20 protein-coding genes are annotated in these 21,188 nt (G+C 65.0%); 13 read left to right on the top strand and 7 right to left on the bottom strand.

Translation table 11 applies throughout. The features are described from left to right. The 4 genes from G3T36_RS03790 to G3T36_RS03775 all read left to right on the top strand — a co-directional run bounded on the left by G3T36_RS03790 (position 1) and on the right by G3T36_RS03775 (position 4,428). The gene (locus G3T36_RS03790) at positions 1 to 1,038 is read left to right on the top strand and encodes an S-methyl thiohydantoin desulfurase domain-containing protein (protein WP_163288062.1); all 1,038 of its coding nucleotides are present in this window, start codon (positions 1 to 3) and stop codon (positions 1,036 to 1,038) included. Beyond that, complete coding sequence (locus G3T36_RS03785; protein ID WP_163288061.1) at positions 1,035 to 2,573, top strand: PucR family transcriptional regulator; 1,539 nt, start codon at positions 1,035 to 1,037, stop codon at positions 2,571 to 2,573. Before G3T36_RS03790 ends, G3T36_RS03785 begins: the two co-directional genes overlap by 4 nt. Before the next feature lie 61 nt (positions 2,574 to 2,634). Beyond that, positions 2,635 to 3,666 (top strand): zinc-binding dehydrogenase, encoded by a 1,032-nt coding sequence (locus G3T36_RS03780; RefSeq protein WP_163288060.1) that lies wholly within the window; start codon positions 2,635 to 2,637, stop codon positions 3,664 to 3,666. A gap of 147 nt (positions 3,667 to 3,813) precedes the next feature. Then, positions 3,814 to 4,428, top strand: coding sequence for a dihydrofolate reductase family protein (locus G3T36_RS03775; RefSeq protein WP_163288059.1), 615 nt, complete (start codon positions 3,814 to 3,816; stop codon positions 4,426 to 4,428). Here the strand turns inward: G3T36_RS03775 and G3T36_RS03770 are convergent. The 3 genes from G3T36_RS03770 to G3T36_RS03760 all read right to left on the bottom strand — a co-directional run bounded on the left by G3T36_RS03770 (position 4,406) and on the right by G3T36_RS03760 (position 6,852). After that, positions 4,406 to 5,107 carry a UTRA domain-containing protein gene (locus G3T36_RS03770; RefSeq protein WP_163288058.1) on the bottom strand — a complete coding sequence of 234 codons (702 nt, stop codon included), beginning with the start codon at positions 5,105 to 5,107 and terminating at the stop codon, positions 4,406 to 4,408. The genes G3T36_RS03775 and G3T36_RS03770 overlap by 23 nt on opposite strands. Before the next feature lie 64 nt (positions 5,108 to 5,171). Next, complete coding sequence (locus tag G3T36_RS03765; protein WP_163288057.1) at positions 5,172 to 5,891, bottom strand: N-acetylmannosamine-6-phosphate 2-epimerase; 720 nt, start codon at positions 5,889 to 5,891, stop codon at positions 5,172 to 5,174. Further along, on the bottom strand, positions 5,884 to 6,852 hold the full coding sequence (locus G3T36_RS03760) for a BadF/BadG/BcrA/BcrD ATPase family protein (protein WP_163288056.1): 969 nt from the start codon (positions 6,850 to 6,852) through the stop codon (positions 5,884 to 5,886). Before G3T36_RS03760 ends, G3T36_RS03765 begins: the two co-directional genes overlap by 8 nt. A gap of 288 nt (positions 6,853 to 7,140) precedes the next feature. Between G3T36_RS03760 and G3T36_RS03755 the strand changes: the two genes are divergently transcribed. The 4 genes from G3T36_RS03755 to nagB all read left to right on the top strand — a co-directional run bounded on the left by G3T36_RS03755 (position 7,141) and on the right by nagB (position 11,105). Continuing rightward, positions 7,141 to 8,427, top strand: coding sequence for an ABC transporter substrate-binding protein (locus G3T36_RS03755; RefSeq protein ID WP_163288055.1), 1,287 nt, complete (start codon positions 7,141 to 7,143; stop codon positions 8,425 to 8,427). A 127-nt stretch (positions 8,428 to 8,554) separates the two neighbouring features. After that, positions 8,555 to 9,385 carry an ABC transporter permease subunit gene (locus G3T36_RS19960; protein ID WP_163288054.1) on the top strand — a complete coding sequence of 277 codons (831 nt, stop codon included), beginning with the start codon at positions 8,555 to 8,557 and terminating at the stop codon, positions 9,383 to 9,385. Continuing rightward, positions 9,382 to 10,257, top strand: coding sequence for a carbohydrate ABC transporter permease (locus G3T36_RS03745; RefSeq protein ID WP_163288053.1), 876 nt, complete (start codon positions 9,382 to 9,384; stop codon positions 10,255 to 10,257). Before G3T36_RS19960 ends, G3T36_RS03745 begins: the two co-directional genes overlap by 4 nt. A gap of 26 nt (positions 10,258 to 10,283) precedes the next feature. Next, a complete protein-coding gene (gene nagB, locus G3T36_RS03740) occupies positions 10,284 to 11,105 on the top strand; it encodes a glucosamine-6-phosphate deaminase (protein ID WP_163288052.1) in 822 nt (273 codons plus the stop codon). A 58-nt stretch (positions 11,106 to 11,163) separates the two neighbouring features. Here the strand turns inward: nagB and G3T36_RS03735 are convergent, their stop codons facing one another. Genes G3T36_RS03735 through G3T36_RS03725 form a run of 3 tightly spaced genes read right to left on the bottom strand, consistent with a single transcriptional unit; the run spans position 11,164 to position 13,503 of the window. Continuing rightward, complete coding sequence (locus tag G3T36_RS03735) at positions 11,164 to 11,838, bottom strand: SDR family NAD(P)-dependent oxidoreductase (protein WP_163288051.1); 675 nt, start codon at positions 11,836 to 11,838, stop codon at positions 11,164 to 11,166. 28 nt (positions 11,839 to 11,866) lie between these two features. Continuing rightward, positions 11,867 to 12,727, bottom strand: coding sequence for a fumarylacetoacetate hydrolase family protein (locus tag G3T36_RS03730; RefSeq protein ID WP_163288050.1), 861 nt, complete (start codon positions 12,725 to 12,727; stop codon positions 11,867 to 11,869). After that, a complete protein-coding gene (locus G3T36_RS03725) occupies positions 12,724 to 13,503 on the bottom strand; it encodes an IclR family transcriptional regulator (RefSeq protein WP_163288049.1) in 780 nt (259 codons plus the stop codon). Before G3T36_RS03725 ends, G3T36_RS03730 begins: the two co-directional genes overlap by 4 nt. Before the next feature lie 72 nt (positions 13,504 to 13,575). Between G3T36_RS03725 and G3T36_RS03720 the strand changes: the two genes are divergently transcribed. Further along, the gene (locus G3T36_RS03720; RefSeq protein WP_163288048.1) at positions 13,576 to 16,395 is read left to right on the top strand and encodes an FAD-binding and (Fe-S)-binding domain-containing protein; all 2,820 of its coding nucleotides are present in this window, start codon (positions 13,576 to 13,578) and stop codon (positions 16,393 to 16,395) included. Here the strand turns inward: G3T36_RS03720 and G3T36_RS20095 are convergent. Next, complete coding sequence (locus G3T36_RS20095; RefSeq protein ID WP_163288047.1) at positions 16,382 to 17,209, bottom strand: IclR family transcriptional regulator domain-containing protein; 828 nt, start codon at positions 17,207 to 17,209, stop codon at positions 16,382 to 16,384. The genes G3T36_RS03720 and G3T36_RS20095 overlap by 14 nt on opposite strands. Positions 17,210 to 17,285: 76 nt before the next feature. Here G3T36_RS20095 and G3T36_RS19690 point away from each other — a divergent pair, with 76 nt between their 5' ends. The 4 genes from G3T36_RS19690 to G3T36_RS03695 are packed head-to-tail and all read left to right on the top strand — an operon-like array spanning position 17,286 to position 21,150. Next, the gene (locus G3T36_RS19690) at positions 17,286 to 18,338 is read left to right on the top strand and encodes a transporter substrate-binding domain-containing protein (RefSeq protein WP_163288046.1); all 1,053 of its coding nucleotides are present in this window, start codon (positions 17,286 to 17,288) and stop codon (positions 18,336 to 18,338) included. A gap of 51 nt (positions 18,339 to 18,389) precedes the next feature. Beyond that, positions 18,390 to 19,082 carry an amino acid ABC transporter permease gene (locus tag G3T36_RS03705; RefSeq protein ID WP_163288045.1) on the top strand — a complete coding sequence of 231 codons (693 nt, stop codon included), beginning with the start codon at positions 18,390 to 18,392 and terminating at the stop codon, positions 19,080 to 19,082. A gap of 20 nt (positions 19,083 to 19,102) precedes the next feature. Next, positions 19,103 to 19,879 (top strand): amino acid ABC transporter ATP-binding protein, encoded by a 777-nt coding sequence (locus G3T36_RS03700; RefSeq protein ID WP_420811030.1) that lies wholly within the window; start codon positions 19,103 to 19,105, stop codon positions 19,877 to 19,879. Between the two features lie 17 nt (positions 19,880 to 19,896). Continuing rightward, positions 19,897 to 21,150: an alanine racemase gene (locus tag G3T36_RS03695; protein ID WP_205244997.1), complete on the top strand. Its 1,254-nt coding sequence runs from the start codon at positions 19,897 to 19,899 to the stop codon at positions 21,148 to 21,150. Positions 21,151 to 21,188 lie beyond the last annotated feature (38 nt).

Here is a 21,188-nt window from a genome sequence, read left to right as displayed (position 1 = left end):
ATGGCGAGAACCCTCGAGCACGACCGGTTGCCGGCGCTTGCCCGGGGGTTCTCGCTCCTCGGCTCCGGTGGCGGTGGGACGACCACCATGCTGGAGCTCATGCTGTTGGATTCTCCGGCCTGGCCGATCGGGTTGCACGCCGTCGGCGAGCTCGACCCCGCGACACCGTGCCTTGCCGCCGCGTTCGCCGGCTCGACCTACCTGCTCACAGAGCGCATTCCGGGCGAGAGTCCATTCGCCGAACTGGTCGATGCAGCCGAGCGCTGGACCGGCGTGCGGGCGCGGGCGGTCTGCGCTCTCGAGGGAGCCGGATTGAACGGGCTCTCGCCATTCCTTCTGGCCGATGAGTTCGCGGTCGTCGACGCCGACTTCATGGGCCGGGCTCTCCCCAGGCTCGACCAGCTGTCGCTGTTCGTCGACCGGGTTCCCGGCACGGTGACCGTCTGCGGCTCGGGCGGGGGAGGTGTCGTGCTCATCGACACCGACCGTGCCGGCGACGTCGAAAGCGTACTCCGAGGCGCGATCGTGCAGGCAGGCGGTGCGTCGGCCGTCGTCGTGGCCGGCTTCACGGTCGGCGATCTGGCCGAGCATGCGGTTGAAGGCAGCTTCCGTCGAGCCCTCGAGCTCGGCACAGCGTTCGACTCCGCAGCCGAAGCGCCCCTCACCGAACTCGCGGGGCGGCTCGGCGGCCGGATGCTCGGCATCGGGCGCATCGTCGCCGTCGAGAGCTCCCCGATCGACGAATACGTGTCGACGATCGAGATCATGGGCGACGACGGCGGGCTCCTCCGGGTGATCGCCCGGTCGGAGGTGCTCGCCTTCATGCGAGACGGTCGGCTTGAGGCGGCTTCCCCCGAGATCATCGTCACCATCGACTCGATCTCCCGGGACATCCTGCAGGTCGACGGGCTGACCAACGCCCGACATGTGGCCGTGTTCGCGTTACCGGCGCCTGAGTGGTGGACGTCGTTACCCGAGCGCTTGCGGCGCGTCACACCCGCGGCGTTCGGCGTGGACGGGCTGGAGCCGGCGGCATGAGCCAACAGCTCGACCTGCCGGCGCTTCTCGCCCACCCCGCGAACGGTGGTCTCAGAGCGATCGCCACGACGCCTGCCGCCGCCGCCGCCCGTAGCACGGCCGTGGTCCCTTGGCGCGATGTGATGGTCGACTCCAGCGAGTCGCGCCTCCCGTTCGACGGCACCGACTCCCTCGCGATCGTGACCGTCGACCCTCCGCTCACCTCCTGGCAGCAGGATGCCCTCATCCGGCGGGTGCGCGACCGCGGGTATCGGGCGCTCGCGGTGCCGAACGCCGATGTCTTCACGCCCGGGAGCCGCGTCCTCGCCGAGCGTCTCGGGCTGACGCTTCTCCACGCGGACGATCCGATGATGCTCGCCAAGGCGTGCTGGGAGCTGCTCGAAGGCAGGGACACCCTCACCTTGGGCTACGTGCGTCGGGTCGCTCAGTCGATCGAATACCACGCGAATGGTTTGGCCGACCTCTTGCGCCATCTGTCCGCGAGTGTTGGGCACGGCGTCGCACTCATCGATGCCCAGGGCGTGCTGCTCGAGGCTGGCGGGACGCTTCCCAAGGCGGTGCACAAGGCGATCGACTTCGGCCGGTGGCTCGATACCGTGACCGTCTCCGACGGCGCCGCCGCATCCGCGCGCGTCGACAGTCCGAGTCGCGTCGGTCTGCGGTTGACATTCTTCGGAACCGGGCTCAGTACATTGCAACTGAGCGCCCTCGCTGTGGCCGCCGAGGTCGCAATGCCGGTGGTGGCCGCGCGCATCCTCATCGACGAGGTCGCCGACGTCAACGACGCCGCCGTCGCCTCAGGACTGCTGCGCGAGTTCCTGGAGCGCCGTGACAGCCGAGACGCCGAACTCGAGCAACGGATGCTCGACCGCGGCTGGCGCACCACCGGCTACCACCTGGGCTTCCGCGTCATTGGTCGCACCCGTGTGGACACGTTCCAGTTGCTGCGATTCGTCACCCGCGAACTTGCGGCGTTGCCCGTCGACTCACACGCGGCGACCAGTGGGCGCGGAGTCACTGGCTGGCTGAGTTTCAGCGCACCGCCCGCCCCCAGTCAGGTCGAGAACTACGTCACGGCCCTCCGCGGACTCCACGCGGCCGCCCGTCGCGCCTTCAACGTCGCGGCCGGCATCGGATCGCTGGAGAGCGGATCGGCCGGTCTGGTCGCGACGATCGACGGAGCGTCGGACGCCGCACGCATCGCGGCGAATCGCTCGGCAACCGGCTGGTTCGTGCGCATCGACACGCTCGGCCTGGAACAACTCCTCCTGTCTTGGACCGAGAACGACACGTTCGTCCCGGCCGCGGAATCGCTGCTCGCCCCGCTCATCACGCGCGCCCCCGACCTGCTCGAGACGCTCACCGCGTACCTGGACCACGAGTCGGGAATCGCCGCTACTGCCGACGCGCTCGGACTGCACCGCAATACGGTCTCCACTCGAATCGCCAGAGCGCAAGAGCTCCTCGGCCTCGACTTGTCGGATCCCGAGGTGCGGCTGGCCGTGCACCTCGCGTGCCGTGCGGTGAAACCGTGACCGCCGCGTGCATCCGGAGCCACCGCCGACCACACCCGCGCCCAAGGAAGGCGAACGCTGAATGAAGGCGATGTATTACGAGCAGTTCGGCGGGCCGGTGTCTGTTGCCGAGGTGGCGGACCCTGTCGCCCCTGAGGGCGGCGTCGTGATCCGCGTCGCCGCATCCGGGCTCTGCCGCAGCGACTGGCACGCCTGGGCCGGGCACGACGACAGCGTGCACCTGCCGCACGTTCCCGGGCACGAGTTCGTCGGTGTCGTCGAGACGCTCGGCGCCGGCGTGCAGGACTGGCGCATCGGCGACCGGGTGACGGCACCCTTCGTCAACGGATGCGGTGTGTGCGAGTGGTGCCAGAGCGGCCAGTCGCAGGTGTGTCCCGACCAGACTCAACCCGGATTCACCCATTGGGGCTCGCACGCCGAACGGGTGAGCATCCGGGCGGCCGACCTGAACCTCGTCGCCGTGCCCGACGGACTCACCGATGACGCTGCTGCCAGTCTGGGCTGCCGCTTTGCGACGGCCTACCGCGCGGTCCACGCTCGCGCTCACGTTTTGCCGGGCGAATGGGTGGTCGTCTACGGTGCCGGCGGTGTCGGGCTCAGCGCGGTGATGATCGCCACGGCGCTCGGCGCTCGCGTGATCGCGGTCGACCGCAACCCGGCCGCACTGGAGTTCGCTCGCCGGCTCGGCGCCGAACACGGCGTCGAGGCATCGGACCTCACTCCTGCTGAGATCGCCGACCTCACCGGAGGCGGCGCCCACGTCAGCATCGACGCGGTCGGTTCGGCGACGACGAGCACGGATGCGGTGCGCTCCCTGCGACGCCGTGGGCGGCACGTGCAGGTCGGCCTGCTCTCACCCGAGCAGTTGCCGGTGCTCCCGCTCGACCGCGTCCTGGCGTGGGAACTCGACGTGCTCGGGAGCCACGGCATGTCGGCGGCCGACTACCCGGAGATGCTCGACCTGGTCGCCCGCGGCGCGGTGCGCCCCCACGACCTGCTCGGCGCCGTGGTCACCCTGGAGGAGGGCGCCGCACTGCTTCCCCGGATGGACCAGCCAACCTCGGCAGGCATCACCGTCATTCGGCCGGACTGACACCAGGCGACGTCGCGCCCCGACTTCACCCACTGGGCGCTCATCGACGGCCGTCGGGACCATTTTCACCGAAACTGTCGATTGGCCGGTCGCTCGATCGTTTAAGGGTGAGAGGGCCGAACAGTCGGTCCTGAAAAGGAGATGAACATGAGCAGCATCGGCGTCTTTGAAAGCATCACCCTCGACGGCGTGATGCAAGGCCCCGGCAGACCTGATGAGGACACGCGCGGCGGCTTCGCCCACGGCGGCTGGGGCAACGGCTATCAGGACGACGTCTCAATGGCCTTTGCGGCGGAGGGCCTGTCGCAACAGGGCGGGTTGTTGTTCGGGCGGCGGACCTATGAAGACGTGCTCGGGTACTGGACATCCCTCGACTCGCCGAACCCCTTCGCTGACGTCCTGGTGCGATCCCCAAAATATGTAGTCTCACGCTCATCTCAAACGGAGTTGGCCTATCCCAATTCGGAATTGCTCGCCGGCGACGCCGTCGAGACGGTAAGCGCATTGCGCGAACGGGCGGACGTTCCGCCGTTGACGATCATGGGCAGCGGTGAGCTCATCCGCTCACTGCACCGGGCCGGTCTCATCGACAGCTACAGCTTGCTGATCTTTCCCATCGTCCTCGGCTCAGGCACGCGCCTGTTCGGTGACGCCGACCGCACCGACCTTGTTCTGGACCATACGATTCCGACCACGACGGGCGTTGTCATCGCGCAATACACAGTGCGTCGCTCGCGCTCTACAGGCCAGCGTCCGGGTTGATCGCCAGCTCGTATCGGTCACCGCGATAAAGCGACGTGGTCTGCTCTGCGATGCCACCCGTGTCGGTGATGCTTCGGGAGTGCACTCGCAAACACGGCTGTGACTGCGTGATCTGGAGCAAAGCTGCCTCCTCGGCAGTGGGGAGGACGGCCGACACGCGCGACTCGGCCCGAGAGAGCGTCATCCCGTACTTTCGATGAAGCAACTCATAAAGGGAGCCGGTCAGATCTTCCCCGAGCAGCCCCGGAACGGTGGTCGCATTCAGCACCGTGTGGTCGATGCTCAGCGGAACGTCGTCGCCGAAGCGGAGACGTTCGACGGTGATGATCTGATCGGCCTTGGCGATGCCCAGCTCCCGGGCCGCGTCGGCGCCGCCCGGCCCGATGCTGGCCGAAAGCACTTTGGCGTGTGCGGTCATGCCGGCCGCTTTCATCGAATCGGTGAACGACGCCATCACCATACGTTTTGTGACGGTGGGCTCTGCGACGAAGGTTCCGCGGCCCCGGATGCCGATGATGCGTTTGGCCTGGATGAGGACCTGCAACGCACGCCGCACCGTCATCGCCGATACACCGTAATGGGCGGCCAGCGCCTGTTCCCCGGCAAGCCGTTCTCCAGGTTGCATGTCCGCGATCGTCAGCGAGAGGTCCTTCAGCACCTCTTCGTATTTGGCGACCACCGCTTTCCCTTCCGCGCCGGAACAATCCGGCTCTGAACAGTATGTCTACTCGACTGTTTCGTGCTTAGCCAACTGAGCCGGACAAGGCGAACGTGTCGGCCGCAGCGACCAGGTCGCGGGTCAGCGCGTATGCATCGGTGACGGCCTTGCCGACAACGACGGTGGCCGCTCCGGCACGGAAAGCGGCCTGGACGTCCGATGGCGTCGCGAAACGTCCCTCGGCAATGACCTGACGCTCCGGAAATGCGTTCGACAAGCGTTCGATCACGGCGAGATTCGGGCCACCGGGTCGGACGTCTTCGTCACTCGCGGCCACCAGGGTGGTGCCGAGAACATCCACCCCGGCTGCGATGGCCTGGCCAGCGTCCTCAGAGGCGGCAAGGTCTGCCATGACCGTGAGACCCAGCGCTTTCGCATGACTGACCACTTCTTCCAACGTCTCACCACCAGGGCGCGGACGTGACGTCGCGTCCAAAGCGATGATTCCCGCTCCGGCGCCGGCGATCTCATCCACCTCGAACCGGGTCGGGGTGATGTACACCTCGCTGCCTTCGTAGTGCTTCTTGCGGATTCCGATCACGGGAATCCGCACCGTCTCCACGATCCGCGAGATGTCCTTGACCCCCTCCGCCCGGATACCGGCCGCACCAGCTTTCTCGGCGGCGCGAGCGAGGCTCACCATCACGTAAGGGTCGCGCAAAGGGCTTCCCTCCGGGGCCTGGCAGGAGATAAAGATTCCCCGAGGAAGCAGGAGCCTGCCCGTGGTGGTGGTGTCGTCAGTCATCGGTGTCCTTTTCTTCGGTTGTTTCGGGTTCTTTCGTGCTCGTACCGACGAGGGGTGCGAGAGTCTTTGCGTTGGGGTAGTGCAGCAGGCGCACTGCGCCGTCCAGACTCGACCCACCCGAACTCACCCGGAAGGCGGCTGGGAATCGCCCCGAAACGAGGCTTTCGATCACCGGGTCGAGAAGATCGGCGGCACCGGTCAGTCGTCCGACCACCGCCCACGGGAACCTCGCGTCGCGCGCAAAGCCGGCGCGGGTCGCCGCGGCGACGACGGCATCGCCGATATAACGGGCTGCTTCGGCCCAGATCACTCGTGCCTCCCGGTCGCCTTCCCGTGCCGCGGCAGCGACTGCCGGCGCGAAAGACGCGACGGTGCCGACAGGGAACTGCGACTGTGCCACCAGGGCAGGGAAATCGGCGACCGGCCCGAACTGACTTTCGAGGGATGCAAGCAGTCGCGGCGATCCGCCGGATCTGCCGTCGCGAGCGCTGAGGGCTGCGATCGCTCCGCGCCGACCGATCCACCAGCCTGAGCCGTCATCACCGATCATCGACCCGGTTCCGTCCACCCGGGCGGCGCCCGCCGGGCCGATGCCCAGACCGACGATGCCGGTCCCGGCTGCTACCAACGCTCCAGGTTCGCCGCCGAGCGCTCCCAGGTGCGAGCTCACGGCATCGTCGCCGACGACCAGGTGCTGGACGCTCAGTGTCGTGGCCAGCCTGGTGGCGAGTTCGCTGAGGTCGGGGACAGAGCCATAGAGCCCGGTCATTCCACCGGCGACCGCCGTGATCGATGGAACGCGGAAGCGGTCCGCCGCCTCACGACACAGCAGGAAGACGGTGCTGAGGACGTCGTCCCCGTATCTGAAGCCATCAAGCTCGAGTTCAGCCGCGGGGCCGTCGCCAGAGAGCAGGCGCAGCCTGGACTGGGTCTGCCCGATGTCGAACGCTAGTTCAGCCACCGCTGATCCTCCTGAGTTCCGATTCTTTTGTAACGGTCTTGTTTCGTCCTTGCGAGTTTGCCAAGCACGGTGTTAGCGTATCGTCAATCCTAGGGTGATTCAATAACCCTAGGGTAACAATAAATGCAGGCTCGGACTGGCGCGAGGTTGGCTGTCGCACAGGTCTAGACCTGCGAGGCAACTAGACCTGCGAAATGTTGGTAGGGACTTCTCAACCCAACGATGGGAGCAAAAAACACAATGAGAAAAGCACGACTTGCAAGACGCGTATTGATCGCGGCGGCGGGGGTGACTGCCGTGGTCATGACGTTGGCCGGCTGCAACGCGGCGGGCGGCGGAGGCACCTCGGCGAACGGCGTCACCAACCTGAAGCTGATCATGAACCCGGGACCCGAGGCCGACGCCATGTCCAAGGTCATGGCCGGTTACAACCAGGGGCCCGGCACCAAAGACAAGATCCACGTGGCCGTGGACCAGCTGAGCCGCACCGACACGTACGCCAAAGAGGCGACGCTGATGTCGACCAAGTCGTCGGACTACGACTTCTACCAGACCGCGAGCTACTACATCGCGCAGCACGCTCAGTACCTCGAGCCGCTCAACCTCAACGCCGGCCAGTACTACAAGGGTGCCCTGGATTCACTCAACGTAAGCGGCAAGCAGTATGCGATCCCGCTGGACCCGAGTGTGCACATGGTCTTCTATCGCACCGACCTCATCAACGCGATGCTGAAGGACAAGGCGACGTACGAGAAGATCAGCCAGCAAGTCCTCGGAAAGACGCTCGACCCGAAGAGCCCCGACCAGTGGACCTGGGACGACTACATCGCATCGGCCGCATATTTCACCCAGCAGTACAACTCGGCTTCCCCGACGAAGTACGGAACGGCGCTGCAGGCCAAGAACCTGGTCTACAACACGATGGTCTGGGATGACGTGCTCTGGAACCTCGGAGGCAACTGGCTCGACTCGTCGGGCAAGCCGAACCTCACCAGCGATGCCGCCAAGCAGGCAGTGAACGTCTACCGGACGATCTACACCAAGGGGCTCACTGCTCCCGACTCCGACCAGGCCGAGTTCCCTGAGACCCAGGCGGCCCTGAGCAGTGGCAACGCGGCGTTCGCCCTTCAGTGGAACGCTGCCTACGACCAGCTCAACGATCCCAAGCAGTCGCCGAAGATCGCCGGCAAGATCGGGATCGCACGCGTTCCTGGTCCGGACCACCTCAGCCACGTCCACACATTGGCTGTCGGTGTCAACAAGTACGGCAAGCACGTCGCGCAGGCGCAGAAGTTCATCGCCTACCTCGACACCGTCGACGCCATGAAGAGCTACGTCGCCGCCGGTGGCCTCGCCACCATGCCCGGAGCGCTCGCAGGCCAGAGCAGCGCCAGCATCACGGCCCTCCAGGGCATCCTGAAAGACGGGACCTACAGCGAGCCGAAGCTGGCCCGGGCTTTCGACATCTACACCGCCCTGGCCAGCGACCTCTCCGGCGCGTGGGTCGGTCAGGGCTCGGTCGACGATGCGCTGAACAAGGCCAACTCGGATCTGGCCAGCCTGTCGGGCAAGTGATCAGGAAACAAGAGAGAGTGTGATGTCGGAATCGACAGCAACACGCCGGGCGACTGGGGCGGCGAGAAGGCCGCCCCGGTCATCCCGGCGGAATCCAAACCTGCGTGCGCGGGGCGGGTCTCGATGGGTGCTCAGTACGCCTCTCGTCCTCTTCCTCGCACTGCTCGTAGCGTTCCCCATCGTGAACGGCATCACGTCGTCACTGCAGAACCACACGCTCCTCGATCCCACGGCGACCTGGGCGGGGTTCAAGAACTACGGTGCGGTTCTCAGTGACGGCAACTTCTGGCATGCGCTCCTGTTCACCCTCGGATACACGATCGTCGTCACGGCGTTCGAGCTCGTCCTCGGGTTCATGCTTGCATTGCTGTTCGACAAGGCGTTTCCCGGCAAGAAGTTCTTCCTGAGCGCCCTCATCCTGCCGATCATGATCGCGCCTGCACTCATGGGCATCATGTTCCGCCTCATGCTGAGCGCGAACATCGGCATCGTGCCCGCGGTGCTGGATGCGATGGGTATCAACGTCTCGCTGTTGAGCGCCGGCACGGTCATCCCGATGCTCGTGATCCTCGACATCATCCAGTGGACGTCTTTCACCTTCCTGCTCTTCCACGCCGCCCTCCAGGGTGTTCCGGCGGAGCTGCATGAAGCGGCACAGCTCGACCGTGCCAGCAAATCGCGATACGTGTTCTCCATCCTCATCCCGCTGATGGCGTCGACGATCTTCATCACCGGATTCCTTCGGGCGATCGACGGGTTCAGGACGTTCGACACGATCAACGTGCTCACCGCCGGTGGCCCCGGCACCGAGACCACCACGCTGAGCATCTACGTCTACAAGATCCTCTCGGGAGGCAACTTCGGCCTCGCATCGGCCGCCGCGGTGCTGATCGCGCTCATCATGCTGCCGATCATCCCGTTCGTCATCCGCCGCATTACCAGTGGAGCAACATCATGACAACCCAGACCGCCATCGGCATCCGTCGCCCCCAAGCCATCGCCGGCGTCCGTCGCCGCCAGCCGAAGGGATGGTGGCGCACGGCAGCCATCGCGCTCATCGCCCTCGTCATCAACCTGCCGCTGCTGAACGCGATCTACACGTCGCTGAAGACCGACGCGGCGATCGGCATCTCGCCGTTCTCCGTCGTGGGCGGATTCAACCTCGACCACTACGCGACGGTACTGAGCGGGTCGAGATACAACTTCCCCGCGTACCTGCTCAACTCGGCCCAGCTGTCCATCGGCACCGTGATCCTCGTGCTGATCATTGCGATCCCAGCGAGCTACGCGATCGTACGGACAGGTTTCGGCGGCCGCTGGCTGCTCGAAGCCATCACGAGCTTGCGGCTCGTCCCAGCCATGTTCTTCGCCGTCCCGTTCTTCCTCATCTTCACCGGTCTGGGCATCTACGACACGGTCTTCGGCCTTGTGCTGGCCGACACGTTCGTGCAGCTGCCACTCGCGCTGCTCATCATCTGCGGCAGCCTGCGAGACATTCCGATCGAGATCGAGGAGGCGTCCTCGATCGACGGCGCCGGAACGTATCGCACCATGTTCTCCGTCGTGCTGCCGCTCCTCGCACCGGCACTCGTGGCAGTCGGAATCATCGTCTTCGTCTTCGCATGGTCCGACTACCTGTTCGCGGTCATCCTGTCGGCATCCGGCGCGGTGCCTGTCACTGTAGGTGCGGCATTCTTCGTCACCAGCGCAGGAATCCAGTGGGGCAACCTCGCGGCAGTGACCGTGATCTCCGTCATCATTCCCCTGTGCTTCGCCTTCATCGCTCAGCGGTACCTGGTTCGCGGACTCTCCGCAGGTGCCATCAAGTGAGCAGACGTCGTCTCTGAGAGGATTCCGTGGAAGTCATCATCCTGCCGGACGCCGTCGATGTCGGTCGCTTCGCGGCCGCGAAGGTCGCGGCCATCGTGGCCCGCAAGCCGTCCGCCGTCATCGGCCTGGCCACCGGCTCGAGCCCGCGGGGCATCTACGCTGACCTTCGCCGGCGTGTGGATGCACGGGAGATCTCCTTCTCGCGCGCACGCGGTTTCGCCCTCGACGAGTACGTTGGAATTCCCCTCGACCACCCGGAGTCGTACGCGAGCGTGATCGCGCGCGAGGTCGTCGAGCCGTTGGGCTTCGATCCCGCCAACGTGCGCGTCCCGGACGGCCGGGCCGCCGACCTCGACGTGGCAGCAGCGGAGTTCGAGGCAGCTATAGCAGCGGCTGGGGGCGTCGATCTTCAGATCCTCGGCATCGGTGCGAACGGTCACCTCGGCTTCAACGAGCCCACGTCCTCATTCGCGTCGCGCACCCGCATCAAGACCCTGGCGCAGCTCACCCGGCAGGACAACGCCCGGTTCTTCGACTCGCTCGACGACGTGCCGACTCACTGCATGACGCAGGGCCTCGGTACGATCCTCGACGCACGCGAAGTCGTTCTGGTCGCGCAGGGCCCAGCGAAGGCCGACGCGATCGCTGCCGCAGTCGAAGGTCCGCTCAGCGCGTTCGTCCCAGCATCCGCCCTGCAGCTGCACGCGCATGCCACGGTCGTCGTCGATGAGGAGTCGGCCGCGAACCTCACCCTCGCGGACTACTACCGTTACACCTTGGCCCACAAGCCGAGTGGTCCACGTCATACATTCGCGCCAGCGCTGCCGGCTTCGGCACAGCTCTGGTAGCCAGATCCCCCGGTGGGGCGGTGAATCCCCCCAACCTGCCCCACCGGGGACCAGTTCATCAATACGTTGCGCGCCCGCCGCTGATGTCGTAGACCGCGCCCGTTGAGAAGCTGACACCGTCTGAGGTGAGCCACGCGACAAGCGATGCGACCTCTTCGGGTCGGCCGACACGCTTCATCGGGATGAGGCTCGTGATGTGTGCCAGCACGTCAGGGGCGGTCGAGTCGTTCATCGGTGTCGCGAAGACGGCCGGAGCGATGGCGTTCACCAGCACCCCACTGGTGGCGAGCTCTTTGCCGGCCGACTTCGTCAGCGCGATGACGGCGGCCTTGGAAGCCGAATAGACGGAGAGATTCGGGTTGCCGTCCTTGCCTGCCATGCTGGCGAAATTGACGACTCGTCCCCAACCGCGTTCGACCATCCCGGGTACGAAGGCCTGCATGGTCGCGACCGTGCCCAGTACGTTGACGTCGAATACCCGGCGCCATTCGTCGGCCGAACTGTCGAGCAGCGGCTTGTTCGGTCCGACGATTCCGGCGGAGTTCACCAGGATGTCGACGGGTCCGATCGTTGCTGCCGCGTCGGCGAGGGCGGCGGTGTCGGTGACATCGAGATGGATGTCGGCATCGCCGGCCAGATCGAGTGTCACGACGGTCACACCGTCGCTACGAAGGCGTTCGGCGGTAGCGGCACCGAGACCACTTGCACCACCAGTGACAACTGCTGTCCTCATCGTGGGTTCCTTTCCGTCGGGGATGTCTTCATCGTGGTGCGATCACGTTCTGTCGCTGAGTGCCCAGACCGTCGATGCCGAGTTCCATCACGTCGCCTGCGTTCAGCCAGATCTGCGGGGTGAAGCCCATACCAACACCGGGCGGAGTGCCCGTGTTGATGAGGTCACCGGGCTCGAGCACCAGGAATTGCGAAATGTAGTGGACGATGAAATACGGATCGAAGATCATCGTCGAGGTCGAGCCGGTCTGCCTGCGGGTGCCGTTGACGTCAAGCCACATGTCGAGCGACCGCACGTCGTCGATCTCGTCGGGGGTGGCCAGCCATGGCCCGGCTGGATTGAACGTCTCTGCGGATTTGCCCTTCAGCCACTGTCCGTTGCGCTCCATCTGGAAGGCGCGCTCGGAGACGTCGTTCACGAGGAGCCAGCCGGCGATTGCGTCTTTGGCGTCATCGACGGACTCGAGGTAGCTGGTGCGCTTTCCGATGACGATGCCGAGTTCGACCTCCCAGTCGGTCTTCGTGGCTCCGCGTGGGATTCGCACCTCGTCGTACGGCCCGACGAGCGTATTGGGCGATTTCGTGAAAAGAATCGGCTCGCTCGGTACGGCCTGGCCGGTCTCAGCCGCGTGGTCGCTGTAGTTCAGGCCGACACAGAGAATCTGGTGCGGGCGTGCAATGGGTGCCCCGATGCGCTGCGAACCGATGGGCGTCGCGAGGCCCGATGCTGCCCGTTCGGCGACGACTGGGCGGATGCGATCCAGGCCACCGGAGCCGAAGAATGTCTCATCGAAATCGCTGACGACATCGGAGAGGTCGATGTACGTGGTCTGGTCGATGAGTGCGCCGGGCTTCTCGGCGCCGGCTTGACCGATACGAATGAGTTTCATGATGTCCCTTCGCGGATGATGTCGTGGATCTGATCGATTGCGCCGATGAGGTCGGCGAGGGGTGTGCGATAGGCCACAGCGCTGACGCTGACCGCACCGGACGGCTCGCTCGGCGATGCAAGATACAGCGGGACTGCGACGCAGTTGATCCCCGCCTCGTTCTCCTGGTCATCGACCGCGAACCCTCGCTCGCGGGTTTCGGCAAGCCGCCGATGGAGCTCGGGAGCACTGGTTGCTGTGCGGGGGGTTCGCTGCTCGAGTGTGCGATCGCCGATCCATGCTTCGACGTCGGCGAGCGAATGAAGACGCGTCGCCAGCAAAGCCTTGCCCACCCCGGTGGAGTGGGCGGGATTGCGCCCGCCGATCGTGGACGACAGTCGAACAGCCCCCGAGGTCGGGTCGACCTTCTCGCGATAGACGACGTCGTAGCCATCGAGGACAGCGAAGTGGATCGTCTCGCTGAACCGTTCGGAGAGTCGGTCGAGAATCGGCCGCACACGGATGTGCTCGGGTCTCGCTTCATGATGGGCGAAGGCGAGTCGCAGGAACTCATCGCCCAGGATGTAGTGGCCGCGAGCATCCTGTTTCGCCAGCCCGGCGCGTCGAAGCGACGCAAGCGCACGATGCACGGTCGCCTTCGGGCTGCGCGTGCGCTGCACCATCTCATCGAGCGAGGCGCCATGGGAAAGGCCCGCGAGCTCGACCAGGACGGACAGCACGCGATCTGCTCCGACCAGCCGCTCTTCCCCGTCGGTGGCCGATGGCCTGTCTGGCATGGGTCTCCTCCTCGTCAGGCGCTATGCTAGCAAGAGTTTCATCAGTCTGACCACAATTCCGAAAGTTGGAATATGAGTATCGCTGACCCCCGGCTGCGCCCGGCCGATCCGGCGCTGATCGCCGCGATCGAAGAGAGCGGAGTGCCCGTCGCCGCGCGGGCGACGGACCGCCTCGCGCTCGCACACGATGCCTCCCACTATCTCCTCACCCCCCAGGCCGTCGCATCCCCCTCTACGAGCGCCCAGGTTGCGGCGCTGTTCGCAGTGAGTCGTGCACGAGGGGTTCCGATGACGTTCCGGTCTGGTGGCACGAGCTTGAGCGGTCAGGCCGGTTCAGCCGGAGTCCTGGTGGATACGCGGCGAAACTTTCGATCCATCGAGGTGCTCGATGGTGGTAGTCGCGTTCGCACCGGCCCCGGTGCCACCGTAAGAATGGTGAACGCGCGACTCGCCCGCCACGGACGCAAGCTCGGACCCGACCCGGCCAGCGAGATCGCCTGCACGATCGGCGGGGTCGTTGCGAACAACAGTTCCGGGATGGCATGCGGGATCGTCGCGAACACGTATCGCACACTCGATTCGGCTGTCCTCGTCCTGCCGAGCGGCACCGTCGTCGACACCGGGGCGGTGGATGCGGATGACCGGCTGAAGTCGACCGAGCCTGCGCTCTACGCGGGTCTCGAACGACTCCGGGACCGCGTGCGTGGCAACGCCGGCTCGCTCGAGACGATCAGGTCGCTCTACTCCATCAAGAACACGATGGGCTACGGCCTGAACTCGTTCGTCGACTTCGATCGGCCGGTCGACATCCTCGAGCATCTCGTGATCGGGAGCGAAGGGACACTCGCGTTCGTCTCGGAGGCGACATTCAACACCGTTCCGATCAAGCATCACGTCGCGACCGGATTGCTGGTGTTCCCCGATCTCGCGGCCGCCACCGGCGCGTTGCCGGCCCTCGTCGCAGCGGGGTTCGCGACGGTCGAGTTGCTGGACGCGACGAGTCTTCGGGTGGCTCAGCGCGATCCGGAGGCGACCGAGGAACTGCGCACACTTCTCGTAATCGACCACGCTGCGCTGCTCGTCGAATACCAGGAGTCGACTGAGGACGACCTGTCAGTGCGTCTCCGCGAGGCACCTGCGCTCTTCGGGTCACTCCGCCTCGCAGCACCAGTCGAACTCAGCGTCGATGATGCACGGCGAGCCCAGCTCTGGCACCTTCGCAAAGGTCTCTACACGTCGGTGGCCGGTAGTCGCCCGTCAGGGACGACCGCCCTGCTCGAAGACATCGCCGTTCCCGTCGAACGCCTGCACGAGACCTGCGCACAGCTGACCCGGCTGTTCGACGAGTACGAGTACGAGGACTCGGTCATCTTCGGCCATGCGAAGGATGGCAACATCCATTTCATGCTCAACGAGCGCTTCGACGATCCTCAGTCGCTCGCCCGCTACGAAGCCTTCACCGAGGAGATGGTCGTACTCGTCCTCGCCCAGGGTGGCACACTCAAGGCCGAGCATGGCACGGGTCGGATCATGGCGCCGTTCGTGAGCCGCCAGTACGGCGAAGAGCTCTACAGCGTGATGTGTGAGCTCAAGCGCCTCCTCGACCCGGCGGGTCTCCTCAATCCTGGCGTCCTGATCAACAGTGACCCTGATGCGCACATCCGCAACCTGAAGAGCGCTCCAACCGTCGAACTCGAGGTGGATCGCTGCGTTGAATGCGGGTACTGCGAGCCTGCATGTCCAAGCCGCGACATCACTCTTACGCCACGTCAGCGGATCGTCCTTCGGCGTGAGATCGCCGATGCCTCGGCAGCGGGCGATGTCGCCCTGGTGAACGAGCTGCAGAACGAGTTCGAGTACGACGGTGTCGAGACCTGCGCCGTCGACGGGATGTGCCAGACCGCGTGTCCGGTTCTGATCAATACCGGCGACCTCGTGCGGCGGCTCCGGGCCGAGAACGCTGGACCGATCGCGCAGGCAGGCTGGAAGACCGCCTCGAAGCACTGGGATGCCGTGAGCACGATCGGGGGAGTGGCGATGACTGTCGCCGATACGATGCCGGCTGCGTTGGCCCTGGCGACCACTGGGGTCGGTCGTGCCGTTCTCGCGAAGGATACGGTGCCGGAGTACTCGGCCGAGCTCCCCCGAGGGGGAAGACGCCGCCGATCGATCACGGCCGAAGACGCCGTCGCTGTGTATTTCGCGAGCTGCACCAACACGATGTTCGGCCCGGTGGGCGAAGACGGAGTCAGCGAGTCGTTCCTCCGCCTGTGCGAACGGGCAGGGGTCGTCGTCTCCACGCCGGACGACATCCCGTCCCTCTGCTGCGGAACGCCCTGGAAATCGAAAGGGCTCACCGACGGATATGACGTCATGAGACGACGCGTCGCGGAATCGCTGGTGCGGGCGACTCGCGGCGGGGAGCTCCCCGTGGTGTGCGACGCGTCCTCCTGCACGGAGGGGTTGCGAGTCCTGCTCGAAACAGTCGATGGAACAGGAATCGAGGTCCTCGACTCGGTTGCCTTCGTGGATGCGGTCGTGCTGCCGAGACTCCCGCGAGGAGGGTCGAAGGTCGAGTCTGTGGTGCTCCATCCCACCTGCTCGTCGGTCCACCTCGGCCTCGACGGGGCACTTCGCCGCGTGGCCAGTGCTGCGGCCGAGAATGTCGTGATCCCCGTCGACTGGGGATGCTGCGCATTCGCAGGAGACCGAGGGATGCTCCATCCGGAGCTCACCGCGTCGGCGACCGCTCGGGAAGCGGTCGAAGCCCGAGCCGCAGACGGCTCGGCTTACGCTTCGCTCAATCGGACGTGCGAACTCGGAATGACGCGCGCCACCGGTCGCGAATACGAACACGTCCTGCAGGTGCTCGACCGGGCTACGCGTCCATAGCGATGCGATCCGGTGCGGACACCGCCTGGGCGCGGCCTCGCACGAGTGCCGAAAGGGTATCAGCGTGGCTGCGGACCACAGCGGCGACGGCGTGGGTGTCTTCCAGGGCCGGGTCTGCCTTGAGTCCCGTGATGCTCAACGCCGCGTACGGCCTTCCAAGAGTATCGAGGACGGGAGCAGATATGCAGACGATGCCGTCGGCGTCTTCCTCGTCATCCACGGCATAGCCTCGTTCGCGCGTGATGGCGAGTTCCTCGATGAACTGGTCGATGTCGGTGATTGTTCGTCTCGTATGTCTGGGCATGCCTAGCCGGCTGACGATCTGTCGGGCCTCCGGGTCGCTGAGCGCAGACATCAGTGACTTCCCCACGGCCGAGCAGTGGGGCCACTCGCGCTCACCGAGCCTCAGGTCGAGACGCACGGCACCGGGGGCGAACACGCAGGCCACCACGAGCGCCCAATCGCCGTCGAGCAGAGCGGCGCGCGAGGTCAGGCCCGTCGCTCTCATGAGGGACGACAGGACAGGGGTGCTCACGTCGGCGACAGTCGACTGCTTGGTCGCGCTCTGTCCCAGCCGAAAGAGGCCGAGTCCGAGGCGATACGTGCGCGAGGCTCCCTCGCCGCGGTCGGTGATCAGGCCGTAGGCGAGGAGGGTCTGAAGTGTCGAATAGACGCTCCCCTTCGACATGCCGACCGACAGTGCGAGTTTCGTCACCGTGCTGTTCGCGCCGGTCGGATCCTTCTCGATCTCCTGAAGAAGTTCGATTGCTCTTCCGACGCTGCGTACCGAGTATCGGGGGTCGAGATCATCCACTGGTGCATCCTTTGCATCAACGGCGCATGTATGCGCAAACTCGTGTTCGGTCTAACGGAACGATACCACGGCACGGGTGATCAATTCTGCTTCAGAGAAAACCCAGCGGACTGAAACATTCCAGCAATATGCAGAAATCTGGTTGACATCGACCGGAGCTATGTTCATACTCAAACACAATTCTACGGAATCGTGTTCGGTAATACCGAACAGAGAACGACATGCTGAAGGCAGTATCCGGCACGCGGTGGTGTTTCGGACAACCACGGTGCATATCGTCAACCGTCATCCAACCTTTGGAGCAGTTATGAAATCGTCAAAGCGAATTTCCTCTGTGGTGGCCGCCGTGGCCGTCATTCTGTCCATGTCCGCCTGCAGCGCAGCGGGGAACGCCGCTGAATCGTCGACGGGCGCCTTGACACCGAACTCGGTCGTACGAGTCGGTGCGGCGGCCGGACCGCCTTTCATGATCCTCGACAGCAGCACCGGCCAGTGGACGTCGTTCTCGGCCGAGCTGGCTAAGAAGTTCGGTACCTACGCCCACGTCAAGATCGAGTTCGTGCCGACGTCCTTCACAACGATCGTCGCCGGTCTTCAGTCGAACAAGTACGACATCATCCAGCCCATCAATGCCACAGCCGAGCGCAAGCAAGCCGTCGACTTCAGCAACGGGGTGAGCGCTGCCGGGGCCATGTTCTTCGTGCCCGCCGGCTCCAAGTTCACGAAGCTCTCCGATCTGAACAAGTCCTCGGTGACCATCGCCACGATTACCGGTTCCGCCGAGGAAGCAGCAACCAAGCAGCTCCTGCCGAACGCCACCCTTCGGTCATTGCCGAACGCTTCGGTCGCCACTCTCGCGACTGAGGTGACGTCGGGCAGGTCGGATGTCATGGTCGATTCCAGCTACCTGGCGCCCGCTGTCAAGAACCAGTTCGCGCTCAACTCCATCCCCGACTACGCAACCACGCCGAATGGGATTGACCCCGTGCAGATCGCCTTCGCGGTACGCAAGGGCGACTCGACGCTCCTCAACGCGCTCAACAAATTCATCGCATCCGAGAAGTCCAGCGGTGACCTTACCAAGCTGGCGGACTCGACACTGACGGTCGCCAACTCACTGAAGGGCTGATCGCATGATGTACCCGACTGCCAGGACAGCCGGCGGCACATGGTGAAGACAATGATCGCGACGTCTGCCAGCTACACCTGGGACTGGTCCTCCGTCCTGAGCCTTCAGTCCCTCGAGATCATGGGGCGGGGCTTGCTCTACACCTTGTTGGTGTCGGTACTTGCGCTCATCTTCGGCAATGTCATCGGGCTGATCGTCGCGTCCATCCGGATGTCGAACCAGAAGATCCTGTCCGGCGTCGCGTACGTGTACATCGAGTTCTTCAGGACCACGCCTGCACTCGTGCAATTGATCTGGATCTTCTACGTCGTGCCGATCCTCTTCAATATCTCGCTCGACCCGATCACCGCCGGTGTCGTCGCGCTGTCGATGAATGCGGGTGCGTTCCTCGCAGAGATCTTCCGCGGGGGAATTCAGGCGGTGCCGATCGGTCAACGAGACGCGTCGTTCGTCCTCGGGCTCTCTCGCATCACAATGTTCTGGAGCGTCGTCTTTCCGCAAGCTGTCCGTACGATGCTCCCCGCGACGGGCAACGTGTTCGTGAGTCTTGTCAAAGACTCGTCGCTGCTGTCGGTGATCGCTGTTCCCGAACTCACCTACCAGGCACAGCAATTGGCAACCTCCACGTTTCGTCCGCTGGAGGTCTACACCCTGCTCGCCGTGACGTACTTCATCGTCGCGTTCCCGTTGACGCGCGGCATCGGCAGGCTGGAAAAGCGATTGAGAAAGTCGAGTGTTCGATGAGCGTGCAAGAGGCAACAGCAGTGATCACGGAAACCGACGCGATCGAACTGCGTAACGTGACGATGGCCTACGGCAGTCGGACCGTGCTCCACGAAACCGATCTCGAGGTTGCCGTGGGAAGCGTCGTGGTCCTGATCGGCGCGAGTGGAAGCGGCAAGAGCACGCTGCTGCGGTGCGTCGCGGGACTCGAGCAGATCCAGCACGGAGAGATCCTCGTTGAGGGGATGGTCACCCAGAGAGGTGGCAGCGCGAAGCGGGAGAGACGTGAGCTCGCTCGTTCGACGGCCCACCTTCGCCAGGAGGTCGGGATGGTGTTCCAGCACTTCAACCTCTTTCCTCACATGACGGCCCTTCGGAACGTCGTCTTCCCGCAGGTCAAGACAAAAGGGCTCAGCAAGGCAGAAGCCACCGAGAAGGCCAGGGCACTGCTCAAGACAGTGGGCCTCGGCGACCACGAGGGAGCGTTTCCGGCGAACCTGTCGGGCGGACAGCAGCAGCGAGTGGCCATCGCACGTGCGCTTGCACTGAATCCACGCATCATGCTCTTCGACGAGGCGACCTCGGCGCTGGACCCCGAACTCGTCGGCGAGGTGCTGACGGTCATGCGATCTCTTGCGAACGAGGGGATGACCATGCTGGTGGTCACGCACGAAATGGGATTTGCCAGAGAAGTCGCCGACCGTGTGGTCTTCATGGACGGCGGCCGCATTCTGGAAGAGGGCACGCCGGATGTGATCTTCAACAATCCGAGTCAGCCTCGCACCAGAGAGTTCCTGGCCCGGCTGCTGGACCACTGAGTCCAGGGCTCTGCAGATTGGACACGACGATGACGAGCGAAAGCAACGAGTTCGCCCCGAAGGGCTCCCCGTTCGAACCGGTGGGCGCGGATGGGGTGGTGCGTCTGAGTGCATTCTCGACCCCGATCGCAACGCTTGCGGGGGACCGTATGGCGGGAAACATCCGGGCGATGGCGCAGTGGTGCGGAGACCGGGGGTTGTTGTTGTCGCCGCATGGGAAGACGACGATGGCGCCGAGTATCTGGGAACAGCAGTTGGCTGCTGGGGCGTGGGCGATCACGGTGGCGAACCCTGCGCAGTTGCGTGTTGCGCGGCGGGCCGGCATTCGCCGGGTGATCGTGGCGAACGAGTTCGTGGACCCGACTGCTCTGCGCTGGGTGTACGCGCAGCACGCCGCGGACCCGGACTGGCGGGTCATCTGCTGGGTCGACTCCGTTGCGGGGGTCGAAGCCATGGCTGCCCAGCACGACGGGACGGCCCCGCCGATCGACGTCTGTATCGAAGTCGGAGCGCTCGACGCCCGAGGGGGCGTGCGGTCTGAAGACGAGGCTCGCCGGGTCGCCGAGGCGGTCGCAGCCACGCCCGCGGTCCGGTTGGTGGGGGTGGCTGGCTACGAGGGGGTGGTCACCCACGGGGCCGACGCGGCCGGGCTCGCGGAGGTCAGTGGTTATCTGCGGCGGCTGGTGAGCATCCATCGCCGCCTGGCCGACCTCTATGAGACGGATGAGGTGCTGATCTCGGCGGGCGGCAGCGCCTATTTCGACCTGGTGGCTGCTGAGCTCGGGCCGGAGGCAGGCACGCAGGCTGGCTCTTCGACGTTGGTGGTGCTCCGGCCCGGGGTGTATGTCACCTATGACGACGGCATCTACACGCAGATAGCGCCGCAGGCCAGGGGGGCGGGTCCGCAGCTGGTAGCGGCGATGCACGTCTGGGGGCGGGTGCTCAGCCGGCCGCAGCCCGACCTGGCCTTGCTCGATGTCGGCAGGCGAGACATCTCGGCGGACGAGGGCATGCCGGTGCCTCAGCGGGTGAACCGGAACGGGACCTGGCGACCGGACACCGCGCTAAACGGTGCGGCCGTCATCGATCTGAACGATCAGCACACCTATCTGCGGCTCGCCCCGAACAGCCCGATTGAGGTCGGCGACGTGGTCAGGCTCGGGCTGTCGCACCCCTGCACCACATTCGACAAGTGGTCGACCATCCCGGTGATCGACGACCCGGACATCCCGGACCCCCGGGTGACCGAATTCATCGAAACGTACTTCTGAGCCGACAGGCCCAGAAGCCATGCGCACGCAGAAACAAG

The sequence above is a fragment of the Leifsonia tongyongensis genome, assembly GCF_010686705.1.
Taxonomy (GTDB): domain Bacteria; phylum Actinomycetota; class Actinomycetes; order Actinomycetales; family Microbacteriaceae; genus Diaminobutyricibacter; species Diaminobutyricibacter tongyongensis.
Note: the sequence above shows the minus strand (reverse complement) of the source record. Positions and strands in the feature narration are given on the sequence as shown.